12 protein-coding genes are annotated in these 16,043 nt (G+C 66.3%); 3 read left to right on the top strand and 9 right to left on the bottom strand.

All coding sequences use genetic code 11. The annotated features are described in order from the left end of the window. The first annotated feature begins 5 nt into the window (after positions 1–5). Entirely contained in the window at positions 6–1,691 is a 1,686-nt protein-coding gene (purH, locus tag ABIE00_RS17815; RefSeq protein ID WP_354262036.1) for a bifunctional phosphoribosylaminoimidazolecarboxamide formyltransferase/IMP cyclohydrolase, read from the top strand. Between the two features lie 120 nt (positions 1,692–1,811). Here the strand turns inward: purH and ABIE00_RS17810 are convergent, their stop codons facing one another. Together ABIE00_RS17810 and ABIE00_RS17805 are read right to left on the bottom strand one after the other, a co-directional pair. Next, complete coding sequence (locus tag ABIE00_RS17810) at positions 1,812–1,988, bottom strand: hypothetical protein (RefSeq protein ID WP_354262035.1); 177 nt, start codon at positions 1,986–1,988, stop codon at positions 1,812–1,814. Further along, the gene (locus tag ABIE00_RS17805; protein WP_354262034.1) at positions 1,985–2,968 is read right to left on the bottom strand and encodes a trypsin-like serine peptidase; all 984 of its coding nucleotides are present in this window, start codon (positions 2,966–2,968) and stop codon (positions 1,985–1,987) included. The genes ABIE00_RS17810 and ABIE00_RS17805 overlap by 4 nt, the downstream gene beginning before the upstream one ends. A gap of 384 nt (positions 2,969–3,352) precedes the next feature. Here ABIE00_RS17805 and ABIE00_RS17800 point away from each other — a divergent pair, with 384 nt between their 5' ends. Then, positions 3,353–5,572, top strand: coding sequence for an NADP-dependent isocitrate dehydrogenase (locus ABIE00_RS17800; RefSeq protein WP_354262032.1), 2,220 nt, complete (start codon positions 3,353–3,355; stop codon positions 5,570–5,572). Between the two features lie 156 nt (positions 5,573–5,728). Here the strand turns inward: ABIE00_RS17800 and ABIE00_RS17795 are convergent, their stop codons facing one another. Then, the gene (locus ABIE00_RS17795) at positions 5,729–6,577 is read right to left on the bottom strand and encodes an SRPBCC family protein (RefSeq protein ID WP_354262031.1); all 849 of its coding nucleotides are present in this window, start codon (positions 6,575–6,577) and stop codon (positions 5,729–5,731) included. 273 nt (positions 6,578–6,850) lie between these two features. Here ABIE00_RS17795 and ABIE00_RS17790 point away from each other — a divergent pair, with 273 nt between their 5' ends. Then, entirely contained in the window at positions 6,851–9,067 is a 2,217-nt protein-coding gene (locus tag ABIE00_RS17790) for a catalase (protein WP_354262030.1), read from the top strand. 66 nt (positions 9,068–9,133) lie between these two features. On the opposite strand, the gene ABIE00_RS17785 is transcribed toward ABIE00_RS17790, so the two are convergent. The 6 genes from ABIE00_RS17785 to ABIE00_RS17760 form a co-directional block, all read right to left on the bottom strand. Beyond that, positions 9,134–9,652: a mucin-associated surface protein gene (locus ABIE00_RS17785; RefSeq protein ID WP_354262029.1), complete on the bottom strand. Its 519-nt coding sequence runs from the start codon at positions 9,650–9,652 to the stop codon at positions 9,134–9,136. After that, a complete protein-coding gene (locus ABIE00_RS17780) occupies positions 9,649–10,851 on the bottom strand; it encodes a serine/threonine-protein kinase (RefSeq protein ID WP_354262028.1) in 1,203 nt (400 codons plus the stop codon). The genes ABIE00_RS17785 and ABIE00_RS17780 overlap by 4 nt, the downstream gene beginning before the upstream one ends. Positions 10,852–11,106: 255 nt before the next feature. Beyond that, the gene (locus ABIE00_RS17775) at positions 11,107–12,687 is read right to left on the bottom strand and encodes a hypothetical protein (RefSeq protein WP_354262027.1); all 1,581 of its coding nucleotides are present in this window, start codon (positions 12,685–12,687) and stop codon (positions 11,107–11,109) included. A gap of 87 nt (positions 12,688–12,774) precedes the next feature. Then, positions 12,775–13,956: a hypothetical protein gene (locus tag ABIE00_RS17770; protein WP_354262026.1), complete on the bottom strand. Its 1,182-nt coding sequence runs from the start codon at positions 13,954–13,956 to the stop codon at positions 12,775–12,777. Between the two features lie 124 nt (positions 13,957–14,080). Beyond that, positions 14,081–15,151, bottom strand: coding sequence for a Gfo/Idh/MocA family protein (locus ABIE00_RS17765; protein WP_354262025.1), 1,071 nt, complete (start codon positions 15,149–15,151; stop codon positions 14,081–14,083). Positions 15,152–15,318: 167 nt separating this feature from the next. Beyond that, positions 15,319–16,041: an ABC transporter ATP-binding protein gene (locus ABIE00_RS17760; protein WP_354262024.1), complete on the bottom strand. Its 723-nt coding sequence runs from the start codon at positions 16,039–16,041 to the stop codon at positions 15,319–15,321. Positions 16,042–16,043 lie beyond the last annotated feature (2 nt).

The following is a 16,043-nucleotide window of genomic DNA, read 5'->3' as shown; positions in this document are numbered from 1 at the left end:
CTTTTGTGAGCTTGACGCAGCTTGACCGTGTTCCCATCCGCCGGGCCCTGATCTCGGTATACGACAAGACCGGTCTGGAGGAGCTCGCCAGGGGCCTGCACGCAGCAGGCGTCAAGATTGTTTCCACCGGCTCGACCGCCAAGAAGATCGCCGCGGCCGGCATCCCGGTCCAGGAAGTCGAGGAAGTCACCGGCTCCCCCGAGATGCTCGACGGCCGGGTCAAGACCCTGCACCCGCGCGTTCACGGCGGCATCCTCGCGGACCGCCGCGTCCCCGCCCACATGGAGACCCTCGCCAAGATGGAGATCGAGGCCTTCGACCTCGTCGTGGTGAACCTCTACCCGTTCGTGCAGACGGTCAAGTCGGGTGCCGCACAGGACGACGTCGTGGAGCAGATCGACATCGGAGGCCCCGCCATGGTGCGCTCCGCCGCGAAGAACCACGCCGCCGTCGCCATTGTGGTTGATCCTACGTTCTACGGCGACGTGGTCCGTGCCGCCGCCGAGGGTGGCTTCGACCTCAAGACCCGCCGCCGGCTCGCCGCCAAGGCGTTCGCGCACACCGCCAGCTATGACACGGCCGTGGCTACATGGACTGCCAGCCAGTTCCTCGACGAGGACGGCGACGGCGTCATCGACTGGCCTGCGTACGCCGGCCTGGCACTGGAACGCTCCGAGGTGCTGCGCTACGGTGAGAACCCGCACCAGCAAGCAGCACTGTACGTGGACAAGGCAGCACCTGCAGGCATCGCCCAGGCAGACCAGATCCATGGCAAGGCCATGAGCTACAACAACTTCGTGGACGCCGACGCAGCACTCCGGGCCGCCTACGACTTCGCCGAGCCCGCAGTCGCCATCATCAAGCACGCCAACCCCTGCGGTGTGGCCGTGGCTTCCGTGGACGCTGCGGACCCGATCGCCGACGCCCACGCCAAGGCCCACGCCTGCGACCCCGTCTCCGCGTTCGGCGGCGTCATCGCGGCAAACCGCACGGTCACCGCCGGCATGGCCCAGACCGTGGCGGGCATCTTCACCGAGGTGGTCATCGCCCCCGGCTTCGAACCCGAGGCCGTGGAGATCCTGTCCAAGAAGAAGAACATCCGCCTGCTGACACTGCCCGAAGGCTACGGCCGCTACCCGACCGAAATCCGCCAGGTTTCCGGCGGCGTACTGGTGCAGGTCACCGACAAGGTCAACGCCGACGGCGACAACCCCGCCAACTGGACGCTTGCCGCCGGCGAAGCGGCCGACGACGCCACGCTCGCCGACCTCGCCTTTGCCTGGACAGCCTGCCGTGCAGCCAAGTCCAACGCCATCCTGCTCGCCTCCAACGGCGCCGCAGTCGGCATCGGCATGGGCCAGGTCAACCGCCTGGACTCCTGCAAGCTCGCCGTTGAGCGGGCCAACACACTGGGTGTCGAGGTTGAGTCCGACGTCGACGGCGCCGGCGGCGCCACTAATGTCGGGACGACAGAAACAGGCGCAGCAGGGGCCCCCGCCCGTGCCCGCGGCGCGGTTGCTGCCTCGGACGCGTTCTTCCCGTTCGCCGACGGCCTGCAGATCCTGATCGACGCCGGTGTCCGGGCTGTGGTGCAGCCCGGCGGATCGGTCCGGGACGAGGAAGTCGTCGCCGCGGCCAACGCTGCCGGCATCACCATGTACTTCACCGGCGCCCGCCACTTCTTCCACTAATCCCCGCCGCCTCCCTAACCTCGCTGCGCTTCGGCCAGGGAACCCGGGCGGCGTGGGCCCACCACCGCCCGACGGCGGCTGCCCCCTTAAGGGGACGGCGCCGTCGGGCTTTAACTTGCTTTACTTTCCTTCGGACTTGGGGTCCGTGTCCTCCGGATCGGGCAACCGGATTTCCCGGGGAAAGGCTTCTGCCATCCGTTCCGGGGTCCAGTAAGCCAGGATCTCCTCGGGCGGCTTGCCGACGCTGTGGCTTACCGTGGCGCCTGAGGAGTCTGTTTCACCAGGGTCCGCGGTCAACTTGCGGCCGACGCGGTGTTATAGACCTTCTGAATTACCGATCCCCAATAGGGTCCGAACATCCGGGTGGAGTGTGTCCCATAGCCGTAGCTGTTAATGGAGTTCTGGAAGCCGTCCGCATCGCCGACAAACCAGGGGCCGCCTGACGAGCCTCCCGTCATGTCGCAGTCAATGCCTTGGGAGTTGAACTGGGGGTTGATGGAGTCATTGGATGCGGTGCCCGTGCAGCTGACCAGCGACTGGCCGTTGAATGGCGTGGCCGCCGGATATCCATAGGCTTTGTAGTCCATACCCCGGGGCTGATTGAACTGAACGCCCGAGGAACCGACCACGTCGGCCAGTAGTTCGCCGTCAACAGGACGGACGACGGCGAAGCCTGTGTCATACCGGATGTCGCCAGCGCCGCTCCACTGGGTCGGGGCGAACAAGGCTCGGGCCGGCCACTTTCCGTACGGGGCCTCACCGTCCACGTAGCCAGGTACAAAGATGAAATTGGTGGCGAAGGCACCCGGCCCCTCGTTCACACAATGGCCGGCCGTAGCTACTGTGCTCTGGTTCTCCGACACAACAGAGTTGCCGGAACAGACAAAATTTTGGCCGCTCATGGTGAAGAAGACTTTGCCGATATTTGATACAGGATCCTCGTTTTCGTGCAATGCGCGCAGCCGCGGGCTCTTTGACGTTCCTCGGATTTTGGTGCTGGAGGCTGTTTCCTGAGGGCCGGAAGCGCTGGCAACGGCATTTTCATTCTGCCGGGCCAGAGCCTTGTCCGCCAGAACATCGCCCGGCAGCGCCGCCCGCATGCGTTCGGGGGTCCAGAACGCCGAGGAGTCCTGGGCTATGAGGGTGGACGATGCCTTCCGGTCATGGACGTCGTGTGATGCGGGCGCCGAAGTGGCCGCTCCGGCCGAGGACAATGCCAGTATCAGGGCTGTTGAAAAGCTCATGAGGCCTTGGGCCAGAGTTCTTTTGCTCGTCATGGCGTTCTACCTATCGGGGGGGTGGGGGCAGGTGAAGCCTTAGTGCGCCTGCCGAGTGACGGATTGAACCTACCCGGGGCATGTGAGGAGTGAAGCATCAGTGTGCATGATGCGTGCTCAAGGTAGGTGTGGTGCTGATCTCTCCCCGCCGCGAGGGTTTTGACGACGACCAGCCGCCGAAGCGGTATTCGTTTATGAGAGAAAGATTAGGACTCCTTGGCTCCGGGGACAATGGATAGTGTGGCGCAAGCCACAGGAACGCGGTCATTCAAGGGCATCCGGCCGTCCGGGTAAGGTCCATCCGGTTCACCTCGGGTAAGTTAAAGATTGGTGAAATAGACCGGAATACCAGATACAAGCCGACCTTCAGGGAGACGCCCGAGCATGGCCAAAATTATCTATACCCACACCGACGAAGCGCCGATGCTGGCTACTTATTCGTTCCTGCCGATCATCGAGGCGTTCGCGTCCACGGCAGGTGTGCAGGTGGAGACCCGCGACATTTCGCTGGCCGGCCGCATCATCGCCGTCTTCGGCGACTACCTCACTGAAGAGCAGCAGATCGGTGACGCCCTGGCCGAACTGGGTGAACTGGCGAAGAAGCCGGAAGCCAACATCATCAAGCTGCCCAACATCAGCGCATCCGTGCCGCAGCTGAAGGCCGCCATCGCCGAGCTTCAGTCCCAGGGCTACAACCTGCCGGACTACCCGGACAACCCCACGTCCGACGAAGAGACCGCCGTCCGCTCCCGCTACGACAAAATCAAGGGATCCGCCGTGAACCCGGTCCTGCGTGAAGGCAACTCGGACCGCCGTGCGCCCCTGTCGGTCAAGAACTACGCGCGCAAGAACCCGCACTCCATGGGTGCATGGACCCCCGAGTCCAAGACCAACGTGGCACACATGGATGCCAACGACTTCCGCTCCAACGAGAAGTCCGTGGTGGTTCCGGCCGACGGCACCATCGAAATCCAGCTGGTCCGCGAGGACGGCACGGTCAAGGTCCTGAAGAAGGCCTTCCCGGTCCTCGCCGGTGAAGTCATCGACGGCACCGTGATGCGCGCAGCCGCCCTGGACGAATTCCTGGCAGCTCAGGTAGCCCGCGCCAAGGAAGAGGGCGTGCTCTTCTCCGCACACCTGAAGGCCACCATGATGAAGGTCTCCGATCCCATCATCTTCGGCCACGTGGTGAAGGCTTACTTCTCCGAGCTGTTCGACACCTACGGCAAGCAGCTCGCCGCCGCCGGCCTCAGCCCCAACAACGGCCTCGCCTCCATCCTCAACGGGCTGGACGAGCTGCCCGAGGACGTCCGCGAAGGCGTCCAGGCCGCCATCAAGAAGGGCCTCGAAGAGGGTCCCGCGATCGCCATGGTCGACTCCGACAAGGGCATCACCAACCTGCACGTCCCCAGCGACATCATCGTTGACGCCTCCATGCCCGCCATGATCCGCACCTCGGGCCACATGTGGGGCCCGGACGGCAAGGAAGCCGACACCCTGGCAGTTCTGCCGGACAGCTCCTACGCCGGCATCTACCAGGTTGTCATCGACGACTGCCGCGCGAACGGCGCCTTCGACCCCACCACCATGGGAACCGTCCCGAACGTCGGCCTCATGGCCCAGGCCGCCGAGGAATACGGCAGCCACGACAAGACCTTCGAGGCCCAGGCCCCCGGCAAGATCCAAGTGGTCGACGGCTCGGGGAACGTCCTGATCGAACACGAAGTTGCCCCTGGTGACATCTGGCGCGCCTGCCAGACCAAGGACCTGCCCATCCGCGACTGGGTGAAGCTGGCCGTGAACCGCGCCCGCGCCTCCCAGACCCCCGCTGTGTTCTGGCTCGACGAGACCCGCGCGCACGACGCCAAGCTCATCGAGAAGGTCCGCGCATACCTGCAGGAGCACGACACCGAGGGCCTGCAGATCGAGATCCTGTCCCCGGAGAAGGCCACCGCCTTCACCCTGGAGCGCCTCCGCAAGGGCGAGGACACCATCTCCGTCACCGGCAACGTGCTCCGCGACTACCTGACGGACCTCTTCCCGATCCTGGAACTGGGCACCAGCGCCAAGATGCTGTCCATCGTTCCGCTGATCAACGGCGGCGGCCTCTTCGAGACCGGTGCCGGCGGCTCCGCCCCGAAGCACGTCCAGCAGCTGCTGAAGGAAAACCACCTGCGCTGGGACAGCCTCGGTGAATTCCTGGCACTGGCCGTCAGCTTCGAGCACCTGGCCAACACCACGGACAACGCCCGCGCCCAGGTCCTGGCCGACACCCTGGACCGCGCCACCGGCACGTTCCTTTTGGAGAACAAGTCCCCGAGCCGCAAGGCCGGCGAGATCGACAACCGGGGCAGCCACTACTACCTGGCGCAGTACTGGGCACAGGAACTGGCCAAGCAGACGGAGGACGCCGAACTGGCAGCCTCCTTCGCCCCGGTTGCCGACGCGCTGACCTCCAACGAGGAAGCCATCGTCTCCGAACTGCTGGGCGTACAGGGCCAGCCGGTCGACGTCGGCGGCTACTACCGACCCGACGCCGAGAAGGCTGCCGCCGTCATGCGGCCGTCCGCAACGCTCAACAAGATCGTCGCCAGCCTGAGCTAAGTCTCCCGCCCGCGGCTGGGCTGCCGGGCTGAGCAAGTTCCGGCTGGGCAACAGAAGCGCCCCGCCACTCCTATGAGTGGCGGGGCGCTTCTGTGCGTTTCGCCCGGGCTGCCGGGAATCCGGCCGGGGTTGTGAGTTACCGGCCGGGACGGAGAACTAGCGGTCGGGGATGTCGTCGCGGCGGGTGTCCGTGTGCCGGGTCTCGTTCCGCGGCTCACCTGTTTCGTCGTCCCCGTAGGGGGCGTCGACCGCCATGTCCGGATCCGCGTCCACCGGCCGCTCCGTCGCGGCGGCGTCGTAGGCGTCGCCGGATTCATAGCTGCGGCCCGGGACCGCGTCCATCCCCGCGCCCTCGGAGTAGCCGGTGCTTGCGCCCGGGTCACCGTTGCCGCCCGCTGCTGTTGCTCCCATCCCGACGCCGGCAGCTCCGGATCCAGCGCCTGTACCGGCCGTTCCAACGCCCGCTGTTCCGACGCCAGCGCCAGCCCCCAGACCGGCGCCGGTGCCGGTTCCTGTACCGGCCGCCGTCGTTCCCGCATCACCTTCCACTTCGCCGCCGCTGACGCTTTCCCGCCAGGCGCCGGTTTCCGTGTCCCGGTGCTCGATGAACTTCTTGAACTTTCTCAGGTCCGCGGCGACCTGCCGGGAATCAAGGCCGGTGGCTGCGCCCAGCTTCTCCACCGCGGATTCGGGCTCCCAGGTCAGCTCGACGTTCACCTTGGTTTCGTTGTCGCCCACGGGTTCGAACCAGACGGTGCCCGAGTTCCGGGGCTCGTTCAGGCTCTCCCAGGTGACGCGCTGGTCCGGCTCCTGCACGGTGATCTGGGCGTCATACTCGCGCTTCACACCCGCGATGCTGGTTTCGAAATGAACAGTGGTGTCATCGAGCTGGCGGACGGCGTCCACGCCGCTCATGAAATTGGGGAAATCCTCAAACTGGGTCCATTGGTTGTAGGCCTGGCGTACGGGGACATCGACAGTGATCGATTCCTGAACAGTTGCCATGCTTGGTTCACTCCTTCAGCGTACGGGCGGATGGCCCGTGGTTCTGATTGCCCTTGTCCGGATGGAACACCTCCAACGTAGCGGGAAGCAGTCGGCAATTGAAGAGAGAAACTAAGGCTGCTGACTATGAAGCCCCGCAACGCCCAAATGACGGCCCGCGGTTGTGAGGGACCACTGGTTTTCGTAGGGTACTAAGCAGGCTTATCTTTTGGTCGGGCGCCCGGCGCCCACGGCCGAGTCCGGTTAGCCGCCGCTTCGGAAAGGATCATCTCAGTGCCTGAAGAATCAGCAATCAACATTCCGGGAGCCCCGGCAGGCGAGCAGCCCGCCGTCGTCGAACCCACCAACCCAAGGGAACCGCTGCCGCCCAAGCCGGACCAGCAGGGGCCGGAAGCGGTGTCCCCGACCGGCAGCCCCACGGGCGCGCCGGAACACTCCCGGGCGCAGTCCGGCCAGTACCTGACCACCCCGCAGGGCACGCGGCTGCCGGACACCGACCATTCGCTGAAGGCCGGGCCGCGGGGGCCGATCCTGCTGCAGGACCACCATCTCCGGGAGAAGATCACCCACTTCGACCACGAGAGAATTCCCGAGCGCGTGGTGCATGCCCGCGGCGCCGGTGCCCACGGCGTGTTCCGTTCCTACGGCACGGCCGCCAACATCACCCGTGCCGGCTTCCTCGCCAAAGACGTGGAAACGCCGGTGTTTGTCAGGTTCTCCACGGTCCTCGGCTCGCGTGGTTCCGCTGACACCGTCCGGGACACCCGCGGGTTCTCCACCAAGTTCTATACCGACGAGGGAACGTACGACCTGGTGGGCAACAACATCCCGGTGTTCTTCATCCAGGACGGGATCAAGTTCCCGGACATCGTGCACGCCGCGAAGCCACACCCGGACCGCGAAATTCCGCAGGCCCAGAGCGCCCACGACACCTTCTGGGACTTCGTGTCCCTGCACACCGAGGCGCAGGCGCACACCATGTGGAACATGTCCGACCGCGGCATCCCGCGTTCGTACCGAACCATGGAGGGCTTTGGCGTCCACACCTTCCGCCTGGTCGACACTGAGGGCGCCACCACACTGGTCAAGTTCCACTGGAAGCCTAAACAGGGCGTGCACTCCCTGGTCTGGGAGGAGGCCCAGATCATCAATGGCATGGATCCGGACTTCCACCGGCGGGACCTCGCCGACGCGATCGAGGCCGGCGCCTACCCGGAATGGGAGCTGGGCATCCAGACCTTCCCGGACACCGAGGACCAGATGTTCGAAGGGATCGATCTGCTGGATCCAACGAAGTTCGTGCCGGAGGAACTGGCTCCGGTCCAGCCGATCGGGCTGATGACGCTCAACGCCAACCCGGTCAACTACTTCGCGGAAACGGAACAGGTGGCCTTCCACCCCGGTCACCTCGTGCCGGGCATCGACGTCACCAACGATCCGCTGCTGCAGGTCAGGCTGTTCTCCTATCTGGACACACAGATCTCGCGGCTAGGCGGGCCGAACTTCGCGCAGATCCCCATCAACCGTCCGCAGGCTCCGGTGAACGACATGCTGCGCGACGGCATGCACCAGACCGCCGTCCACGCCGGCGTTGCCCCCTACCGGCCCAATTCCCTCGACGGCGGCTGCCCGTTCAAGGCCGGGGCTGACGTTGGGGCCTTCGTCGATGTTCCGGAGGAGGTGGCGGAGGCCATCAAGCAGCGGAAGAATCCGGCGTCCTTCGACGACCACTACAGCCAGCCCCGGCTGTTCTTCCGGAGCCTCACGCCGGTGGAGCAGGACCACCTGATCCAGGCCTACACGTTCGAGCTCGGCAAGTGCTACGAGAAGCCGGTCCGTGAGCGCCAGCTGCTCGCCCTGGCCAACATCGATGCCTCGCTGTGCGCCGCCGTGGCCCGCGGACTGGGGATGCCCGCACCCGAGGCCACCGAGGATGTGCCGGACGCCCAGCCCAGCCCCGCCCTGTCCCAGCTGGGGAAGACCTGGCCGGTCGCGGGCCGTGTGGTGGGCATTGTGGCGGATGAGTCCAGCGACCTCGAGGCCGTCCGGGACGCCCGCAAGGCGCTCGACGACGCCGGCATCGTGCCGCTGGTGATCGCCCCGTCCGGCGGGACGCTCGGGGGAGAGGACGACGGCGGGATCCCGGTTCAGCGGACCTACCTCACCGCCCGCTCCACCGAGTTCGACGCCGTCATCGTGGCAGGCTCCGCGGCGCCGGCTGACGACGCCGAACAGGGACTGGATGCGAAAGCCGGTGAACCCGGCGTTTCGTTGGATCCGCGTGTGGTGCTGCTTCTGTCGGAGGCTTTCCGTCACGCCAAGGCCATCGGGGCGTGGGGCTCTGGCTCCGCCGGTGTGGATGCAGCCAGCATCCCGAATGACGCGCCAGGCGTGGTGCTGGGGGACAGTGCCGGGCAGGTGGTTCCGCAGATTCAGGAACTGCTGGCAGCCCACCGTGCGTGGGAGCGTTTCCCGGCAGCAACTGCCTGACGGGCGGAATTGGGACGGGAGGCGTCCTGACGGTTTGTAGAACAAGGGCTGGTCCCCGGCGGGGGACTAGCCCTTTTTCTTGCCCGAACCCTTGTCCTTGTTTGCCTCCGGGCCGCCCTTGCCGGAGCTGCCCTGCTTTCCGACTTTGGCGGGCGCCGGCGCGGGGACGGGCGCCGGGACCGCCACTGTGGGCGCAGTCGTCGGTGAGGGCTTCGGGGCTGGTGTCGCCTTCACTGCGGCAGCCTGGGCAGCAGCGTTCTTGGCTGCCTGGGCTGCCGTGAGGTCGGCCCGCACGGAGTTGATGGCCGCTGCAATGCTTCGGTGGCGTTTGAAGGAAACCTGCCCGGCCGCGGCCGCGGCATCCAGCTCGGAGGACAGACTGGCGAGGGATTTCAGGGCGGCGCCCGGGTTGCTTCCCGCGGCCGACTTGGTGACCTCGAGGACCCGCTGCTGAAGCTTCGCAGCTGCCGCAGTCTCGAGCTCCGGGGCGGCGCCGGCGCAGCCGGCCAGCGCTGCCGCCAACACGCACCCGGTCAGGACGGTGGCCGCCCGGCGCCACATGGCCGGTACCTGGCCTGGGCTCATGGTTCGACGCTCCTTTGCAGCTCCACGAGATGGTCACCCAAGGTGCCGCTCACGCTGGGGTAAGGGACGACGTCGGGCTTTTCGGTTGAGTTCGCGGCGACGGTGACGGCGGCTGCTCCGCCCAGCAGGGCGGCCGTCGCAAGGGTGGCGGCAATCCGGAGGCGCCTGCGCCTCTTCGCCGCGGCGGGCCGGCCGTTTGGGCGTGCCGGTATGTGCCCCGGCGTTTTGGCTGTTGTCCTGGCGGTTGAATGCGTCTGAGACGGGTCGGCAGGAAGTAGCGACGGCGGCCGGGCCGGCAGCGCGGGAAGTACGCGGGTGTGTTCCTCGACCAGGTCTCCGGGAGCGGAATGCGGCGACACGAGGGCGTGCCGGAGAGCCGCTTCCAGGTCTGCGGCGGAAGGCCGCTCAAGGGGCTCGAGGGCGGTCATAGAGGCCAGCAGGTGCTGCCATTCCGATGACAGGTCGTCAGGGATTTCCGGGGCCCGGTGCAGCCGCGCCACCGCTGATTCCACAGCACTCCCCGGATACTCAACGGTGCCCTTGATGCATTCCAGCAGCACGAGGCCAAGCGAGTAGATGTCGGACGCGGGGGAAAGCGGCGAGCCCATGGCTTGCTCCGGGCTCAGGTACGCCGCCGTGCCCACCATGGTGCCGGTGGCGGTGAGCCGGGTGCCGTCCACGATCCGCGCAATGCCGAAGTCTGTCAGTTTGGGCCGCACAGGCTCGCCGGGACGAACCTGGACGAGGAGGATGTTGGCGGGCTTGATGTCGCGGTGAATGATGCCCAGCCCGTGAACATAGGCAAGGGCATCGGCGACCCCGGCGCCGATGACGGACAGTTCATCGAGCGGAACCCGGCTGTGCCGGATGCGGCTGCGCAAGTCCTGGCCCGCCACGAGTTCCATGGTCAGGAAAGGCCTGGGCTGGTCCGGCACTCGGGTATCCACTCCGGCGTCGAAAAGGGTTACGAGGCTGGGGTGGTTCAGGGTGGCCAAGAGCCGAATCTCGGCTTCCTGCCGTTTGAGTTCATCGGCATCTGCGGTCTGCGGGGCGAACAATTTCAGGGCCACGTCCCGGCCCAACTTCTGGTCTCTGGCCGTGTAGACGGACGACATGCCGCCGCGTCCGATCACCTCACCCAGCCGGTAGCGCCCGCCCAGTACATCCGTCGTCACCCCGCTGGGCGATTCTTCTAACACGTTGCCGTCCTTATCAGCTCGGGCTCGGTGTTAAGGATAATACGTGTGCTTAGTAATTGAGTTCGCCGGCTGATTCTTGGAAGCCTGACCGGCTGACGCCTGACCGACTGACGCCTGACCGACTTCGGTGCGGGCGGAGGGCGCCCTTGCGGGCACGCCTTCGCCGGCGGCCCGGCATCCGGAAGCCCCGAGGACTGCCGTGTTGCGGACCGCCGACGATCGGCGGTTATTACTGTCCGGATTCGATCCGGACTGTTAGGCCTTCTTCCTCCGAATCACAAGCAGTGCTCCGATGACGAGCAGGGCCAGGGCTAGGGGCAGCAGCCCAGCGTCGGCGCCGGTGTTGGCAAGCGTCTGCTGTGCGGTGGCCACGTTTCCGCTGGCCATGGTTGCCGTGCGCTCCACCGCGGAAACGCTGGTGGTAACCGAGCCGGCGGGCAGGATGGCGGCACCTGTCGTGGTGGTCTCGGTGCCAGCGCCCGCAGCGGCTCCGCCGGTGATGCCGGAGCCGGATCCGCTGCCGTCGGTTCCGGTGGTGCCGGCGCCGTCGGTGCCAGTTCCGTCAGTGCCCGTGCCGTCTGCTCCCGTTCCGGTACCGTCGGTACCCGTTCCGTCGCCCGGATCGGAGCCATTGCCGGTTCCATCACCCGGATCAGTTGCGGGGGGCGTCGTCACAGTTCCTGCGCCAAGGCCGATGCCCAAGTCAATACCCAGGTCCACCGAAGCATCGGTTCCCGTGCCGATCCCGAGGTCGACGGTGCCTTCAGCACCGGTTCCCAGGGAACCCGTGGTGTTTCCGAGGTTGACGTCGACGGCGGCTGCTACGTCGGTGGCGGGAACGGTGGTGTCTGTTCCGGTCACTGCGGTGTTGCCGAGGTTGAGGTCGACGGCGGCTGCTACGTCGGTGGCGGGAACGGTGGTGTCTGTTCCGGTCACTGCGGTGTTGCCGAGGTTGAGGTCGACGGCGGCTGCCACGGCGGCTGCGGGAGCAGCCGGGGCGGTACCCGTCGTCGCGTTGCCGAGGTTGACGTCCACCACGGCGGTTGCATCAGCGGCCGGAACGGTGGTGTCTGTTCCGGTCACTGCGGTGTTGCCGAGGTTGACGTCGACGGCGGCGGCCAGGTCGGCGGCGGGAACGGTGGTGTCTGTTCCCGTGACTGCGGTGTTGCCGAGGTTGACGTCCACCACGGCGGTTGCATCAGCGGCGGGAACGGTGGTGTCTGTTCCGGTCACTGCGGTGTTGCCGAGGTTGACGTCGACAGCGGCTGCAGCGTCCGCTGCAGGAGCAGCCGGGGCGGCAGCCGTCGCCGCATTGCCGAGGTTGACGTCCACCACGGCGGTTGCGTCAGCGGCGGGAACGGTGGTGTTGGTTCCCGTGACTGCGGTGTTGCCGAGGTTGACGTCGACAGCGGCTGCAGCGTCCGCTGCAGGAGCAGCCGGGGCGGCAGCCGTCGCCGCATTGCCGAGGTTTACGTCCACCACGGCGGTTGCGTCAGCCGCGGGGATTGCCGCTGCTGTCCCGGTTCCGGTGCCGCCGAGGTTTACGTCGACCAGGGCCGTCGCGGCGGGTGCCACGCCGGCAGTGCTGCCGTTCGAGGTGCCGCTGTTGAGGTTGAGGTCGGCACTAACGCTGACCGCGGAAGGATTCGACGGCGCTGGGCCACCCAGCAGACCCAGCGACGTCGAAGCATTGAGGTCCGCCGAGGCGGTTTCAGACGCGACGTTGACAGCGCCTGTAGCAGTGGTGTCCGCGGCGCTCGCCGCGGTCGCGCCGAGGGCAAGTAGCCCGCCGGCAAAGAGGGTGCCTAAGAGGCCCCTGCGAATTGTCTGGTGCATTGTGATGTCTCCTGAAAAGTTGTTGTCAGGTGCTCATGGCAACCTGATTGGCCGTGTGTCTGCCGCAGGGAGGCAGAAAAGGCCCAACTAGTCAGGAGAGGAGCCGGGGTCGATGGCCACCGGCGAAGGAACGTGCTGAAGGGGTCCGCTGACAGGGACAAAGCCCATGAGCGGCAGGTATTCAAAGGGGCTGTTCAGCCAGGCGGCAGAAACGGATGGGCCGGCAGAGGACGTGCCGCTGCCCGAGCCTGAAGCCGGCGATGGAAGAAGTGCCTGGGGCGACGGCGTGTTGTCTCCGCCCGTAGGTGAGTCTCCGCCGGCAGGAACCTTCCGAGCAGCTCCCGTGGGGTTAGCTGCGCCAGCTTTCGGCTCAAGGGCGCGGCTGAAATGGGCAGTCGAGCCGACGGCCGGCTGGACAGAAGCGGCGGACAACACCGGGCGTCCACCGACAACGCCCAGCGGCGCCGCTGGACTGGTGGAAAGTTGCCCGGTGTCGGCAAGGTCAACTGCGGGTAGCCGTTCCGGAACCGCGGCAGTGCCCGTCACGACGTCGGCGACGGGAGCGGTCAGAGGAGGTGTTTGCGTGAGTACATCGGTGGCCGGCCCAACGGGGAGCTCGACGGGCAGCGTCTCGGCCACCGGGCTCACGGCGTCGATAACTGGTTTTACGACGTCGGTAACTGGTTTCACGACGTCGGCCACCGGCGTAACGACAGCTTCGGCCGTGTCTGTCAGTACGCCATCAGCCACGGATGCTGCGGGGCCGGTAACCCCGGCCACGGTGTCGCCGGGAAGCGCCCCGCCGACGGGTAGTCCGCCAAGGGCCTCGTCAACGGGCTCCACAACGTCCGCTACAACCGGGGCAACGACGGCCACAGGCGTAGTCGCCGCTGGCGTGGAAGGGACAGCAGTCGCCGGTGGAGGCGCAACAACCGAAGGCTGTGGAGCCGGTGCGACTGTCGCCGGCAAGGCTGCCGGATCGACGGCTGGAAGAGGCACGCGTGCTACGGCGGGTACGGGCTGAGCATCGGCTTGGGCTTCATGTGTCTTGGAGGAGACCAGCGCACCAGCGCTCCCCGCCACGCTGTCAGCATTGCCCTCGACGGCCGAAACAATCGAGGCTATGCTCGCGCGCAGCGAGTCAGATTGATGGGAATCGGCGTCGGCGGCCGGGGCGGATACAGCCAGCCAGGCCACAGCGGCGGCGCCGGCCAACAGAACCGGGCGGAGAGGGCGCAGCGCAGACCACGACAGAGCCGCAATGGTCATGCTTAACACCCCCAAGCTCACCGAATGAATCGACGATCGACTACAGCGTAAGCCTGCCCCAAAGTGAGAGTCCAGACCCGGGGGAAAACAATTCTTCCGATTCGATGAAGCCCGGAAAAGGTGCTCAGTGCGCGTCGTTGGGGTACGCGACACCGAGCTGGGCACGCACGCCGTCGAACAGCCGCATCGTATTGAGGGAGTCCTCGAGGGGCATGACAGGACTCTCGGTGAGGCCTTGCTGGATGCACCGGGTTACCTCCCGAAGCTCGTACGTATAACCCCGTCCCGTCACTTCAAAGTGTTCCGTCCGCGGTATCTCCTGCCCGATCCCCACCACCAGCTTTTTGGGGTTGTTGATCGAGCCGAGTGTCTGCAGGTATCCCAAACTCCCTGCAACCGTTGCGGTGCGGGGCCCGTGGGCCAACAGGGACGAGGTGAGCTGTGCCTGCGCGCCGTGGTGGTAGCCCAGGGTGAGCGCATTCTGGGCGTCCACGCCGTCGTCGTTCAAAGTGCCCATGGCACTGACCGTCTGCGGGAAACCCAGGGTGCCGAGGGCCCAGAGCAGCGGGTAGACGGTGATGTCAAGAAGCGCGCCGCCGCCGTCCTGGACGGCCCAGAGCCTGGCTGTGGGGGAGTAGGGTGCCGGGAAGCCGAGGTCCGCCGTCACCCACTGAACGGTTCCAAGTTCGCCGGAATGTGCGATGTCGAAGGCCCGCTGCATACTGGGCAGGAAGCGGCTCCACACGGCCTCCATGAGGAACAGCTTCTTTTCGCGGGCTACCTCGATAAGCTCGGCAGCCTCACGGGCGTTGATGGTGAACGCCTTTTCGCAGAGCACGTGCTTGCCTGCCCGGAGCGCAGCCAGCACCACCCGGTGGTGCTGCGCGTGGGGCGTGGCCACGTAGACCACGTCCACCGAACCGTCGGCAAGGAGCCGCTCAAAGCCAAGCTGTCCGCCGTCGTCCCCGTACGCCACGGTAAAGCCGAACTCATCCGCAAACGCCTCCGCGGTGTGCTGCGCGCGGGAACTCACAGCGTATAGTTCGGCGTCTTCCAGAAGCACCAGGTCCTGCGCCACCAGGGAGGCGATCCGGCCGGTGGCAATGACGCCCCAGCGTAACCGGCGGCCCGTTGCAGCGAGAGGATCCTGGTTGGACTGGCTGAAGAGCCACGGCTTGGCGATCGGTGACGTCATGACGCCATCCTCTCACCCGGGTGAGGAAGCGTTCGCCCAAAACCTGCGGGAAGTGAGGAAGCGTTCGCCCAAAACCTGCGGGAAGTGATAGAGCGTCGGGTCAAAACGTGCGGGAGGGTTTACTCCCAGCCCGCACATTCCGTGCATGCTTCGCCGCCGCCGGCTTGCTAAACCGGCGCTGCCTGCACCGCCGCGGGGTCCGCGGCGCGGCCGCGGACGGGTTCCTCGGTGAGCTTGCCCTGCTGGAGCCGGAAGCGCCGGTCCGTCTTGTTGGCGAGCGAGCGGTCGTGCGTGACCACGAGGATGGTGGTGTTGTGGTCGCGGCTGAGGGAGCTGAGCAGTTCGATGATGTGCTCGCCCGTCTGCTCATCGAGGTTTCCCGTGGGCTCGTCGGCGAGGATCAGCTTGGGTTCGTTGGCGAGGGCGCGGGCGATGGCCACGCGCTGCTGCTCGCCGCCGGAGAGCCGGTTGATGCGGCGCCCGTGCTTGTCCGGATCGAGCTGCACCTGCTCCAGCAGTGCCCGTGCCCGGCCGGTGCGGACTGACTTCCGCACCCCGGCAAACTCCATGGGAAGCATGACGTTGTCCACCGCGGAGAGGTTGGGGACCAGGTTGAACTGCTGGAACACGAAGCCGATGTCCCGGCGCCGGTATTGGGTCAGTTTGGCGTCCGGCATGCCGGCCAGGCTCACGCCGTTGACGACGACGTCTCCGCTGGTGGGCTTGTCCAGCGCACCCAGGAGGGAGAGAAGCGTGCTTTTGCCGCTGCCGCTCTTGCCCACAATGGACGCCAGCGTGCCCTGCTCCAGTTCGAAGCTGACGCCGTTGACCGGCTTGATGGTGCGGTCGCCGGACTTGAACGTGCGGACCAGATCCTTGACTTCAATCATGG

Origin of the sequence: Arthrobacter sp. OAP107 (assembly GCF_040546765.1) — a bacterium.
Taxonomy (GTDB): domain Bacteria; phylum Actinomycetota; class Actinomycetes; order Actinomycetales; family Micrococcaceae; genus Arthrobacter.
This window is presented reverse-complemented; position numbering and strand designations above follow the sequence as displayed.

Bases quoted from the DNA above. Each gene is read 5' to 3' on its own strand.
- ABIE00_RS17795 (WP_354262031.1), bottom strand. From the start codon at position 6,577: ATGGCAACTGTTCAGGAATCGATCACTGTCGATGTCCCCGTACGCCAG.
- ABIE00_RS17775 (WP_354262027.1), bottom strand. From the start codon at position 12,687: ATGCACCAGACAATTCGCAGGGGCCTCTTAGGCACCCTCTTTGCCGGC.
- ABIE00_RS17805 (WP_354262034.1), bottom strand. From the start codon at position 2,968: ATGACGAGCAAAAGAACTCTGGCCCAAGGCCTCATGAGCTTTTCAACA.
- ABIE00_RS17785 (WP_354262029.1), bottom strand. From the start codon at position 9,652: ATGAGCCCAGGCCAGGTACCGGCCATGTGGCGCCGGGCGGCCACCGTC.
- ABIE00_RS17770 (WP_354262026.1), bottom strand. From the start codon at position 13,956: ATGACCATTGCGGCTCTGTCGTGGTCTGCGCTGCGCCCTCTCCGCCCG.
- ABIE00_RS17800 (WP_354262032.1), top strand. From the start codon at position 3,353: ATGGCCAAAATTATCTATACCCACACCGACGAAGCGCCGATGCTGGCT.
- ABIE00_RS17765 (WP_354262025.1), bottom strand. From the start codon at position 15,151: ATGACGTCACCGATCGCCAAGCCGTGGCTCTTCAGCCAGTCCAACCAG.
- ABIE00_RS17760 (WP_354262024.1), bottom strand. From the start codon at position 16,041: ATGATTGAAGTCAAGGATCTGGTCCGCACGTTCAAGTCCGGCGACCGC.